The organism is Arsenophonus endosymbiont of Bemisia tabaci Q2 (genome assembly GCF_902713415.1).
Lineage (GTDB): Bacteria > Pseudomonadota > Gammaproteobacteria > Enterobacterales > Enterobacteriaceae > Arsenophonus.
The window spans coordinates 1-1694 of the sequence record NZ_CACTIE010000276.1 but is presented as its reverse complement, the minus strand read 5'-3'; the positions used below and the strand labels follow the sequence as shown (position 1 = coordinate 1694).

Here is a 1694-nt window from a genome sequence, read left to right as displayed (position 1 = left end):
GTTCCATTCAGATCAAGGTTGCCAATATTCATCGGAGGAGTTTAGGGCGCACCTCTTTGAAAGGAGCATAACTCAAAGCATGAGTCGACAAGGTAATTGCCTAGATAATGCCGTGATGGAAAGATTTTTTAGGAGTTTAAAGACAGAAAAGCTTAACCATTTATCGTTTATCAATCATCAATCTGTTGTCTATGAAGTTGAAAATTACATTCAGTTTTATAATTATTATCGACGCTATTCAACGATTGGTTATTTAACGCCACATCAAAAATATCATGAACTAAAGAATGCCGCTTAGATCTTCTACAGAATTTGTTGACCATTACAATAGTCAGTTAGGTTTCTTATCAATCCGCTTCGTTGTACTTGGGATATCAAAAGCTTTCTTTAAGCGAACGATAAATTCATCGTCATCACAGATGGTTTTTGCTGGGCTATCAGACAATTTAGCGACGGGTTTACTATTACATTCAACCAATTTAATCACAATATTAAGCGGTTTAACCTGAGGGATATTGCAGGTTAAACGGGTTCCAATACCAAAAATAAGATTGATACGTTTATAAAAATGTTTATAAAGGATCAATGTTTTTTGTAAATCAAGGTTATCTGAAAAAACCAGCGTTTTACTCATCGGATCGATAGCCAGCTTCTTATAATGACTAATTGCTTTTTCACCCCATTCTAACGGATCACCCGAGTCATGCCGTAATCCTTGATAACGATTGGCAAAAGTGATATCGAAGTCGCGCAGGAAAGCATCCATCGTAATACAGTCTGTTAATGCAATGCCTAATTGATTGGGATACTCATCCAGCCAACTTTGCAGCGCCACGCGCTGGCTATTAGCGAGATCAGCACTAATTTGCTGGTGAGCTTGAAACCACTCATGGGCTTGGGTGCCAACAGGTTTAAGCTGGAGTTGTTGGGCCAGCTTATAATTACTTGTACCGGTAAAATAAGGGAAATGGTTTTTGAGCTCATTGACAATAGCGTATTGCACCGCATGAGAAAAACGTCGGCGAGTACCAAAATCCATTAATTTGAAATTAGCTAAATCAATATTTTGTGTTTTTGGGTTTTGATAAAAATGCTTAATCAATTTATGTAAATGTTCAATGGCATCTTCGGTTGTTACATTGGGCGAGCGATCGCCGTGGACCAGTTCGCTGATTAAGGCTAATAGAGGTACTTCCCAAAGAATAACCTCACGCCATGGGCCGCTAATTCTTAGCGCTAACTGATTTTCTTGTGTGGTATAAACATTAATCTGCGTCGGATTGAAGCGAAAATTATTTAACCAATCAAGATAATCAGCTTTAAAAAAAGGCAGTCCACGCAGATAGCGGTATTCAGTTGGCGTTAATGCAATATTTGCCATTAAATCTATTTGTTGGCGTACAGCCTGAGCGTAGTTACCAAGTCGTTCATCACTACGACAACGAAATTCTGCCATAACCGATACTTGGTTATAGTGATGAAAGACGGCTTGTTGCATATGCAGTTTATAAGCATCAGTATCTAGCAGTGATGTAATGATAGGTGGTGCATCTAGATTCATAATGCGTTAGCTATCCTAGCGGAAGCATTACTCTCGACTTAAAGATAAAATATGCGAGAGTATACCTGTTGATGCTAGTAAGAGAGAAGGCCGTTCCATATATATTTCTGGCGTAGTTATAAAAATTCTAATC

General features: G+C 38.4%; 2 protein-coding genes. One reads left to right on the top strand and one right to left on the bottom strand.

The window, feature by feature from the left end; translation table 11 throughout:
• A partial coding sequence (locus ARSQ2_RS11205; protein WP_181995340.1) for an integrase core domain-containing protein occupies window positions 1-298 on the top strand: 298 nt, incomplete at its 5' end.
• Window positions 299-331: 33 nt separating this feature from the next.
• Here the strand turns inward: ARSQ2_RS11205 and pncB are convergent.
• Window positions 332-1561, bottom strand: a complete 1230-nt coding sequence (gene pncB / locus ARSQ2_RS11200) for a nicotinate phosphoribosyltransferase (RefSeq protein ID WP_181995339.1) — start codon at window positions 1559-1561, stop codon at window positions 332-334.
• Window positions 1562-1694 lie beyond the last annotated feature (133 nt).